The organism is Mycobacterium angelicum (genome assembly GCF_002086155.1).
Lineage (GTDB): Bacteria > Actinomycetota > Actinomycetes > Mycobacteriales > Mycobacteriaceae > Mycobacterium > Mycobacterium angelicum.
The window spans coordinates 1-260 of record NZ_MVHE01000413.1 but is presented as its reverse complement, the minus strand read 5'-3'; the positions used below and the strand labels follow the sequence as shown (position 1 = coordinate 260).

Below are 260 nucleotides of genomic sequence, written 5' to 3'. Positions count from 1 at the left end.
CCATGCGGTGAGGTTGAAGCCGTACTGCACCCACGGTTCGACGGCGTTGTAGAGATTCTTGATTGCGTTGCCGATCGACTCGGCGGCCAGAGCCGGCAGCGCCGCGGCGGCGGCCGCTCCGGCGCGCGGCAGCAGGGCGCCGACGGCGGACAAACCGCTGGCCCCACCGGTGGGTTGGAGCTGCAGTGCACCGCTGGCAGCGGCATTTGCAGCGGCGCTACCGCCAAGTGCACTGGAGCCGCCAGTGCCGAGGAACATGC

General features: G+C 70.0%; 1 pseudogene. It reads right to left on the bottom strand.

Annotated elements, in window-relative coordinates:
* Nucleotides 1-260, bottom strand: a pseudogene (locus BST12_RS30050) (PE family protein); the annotation flags it as partial.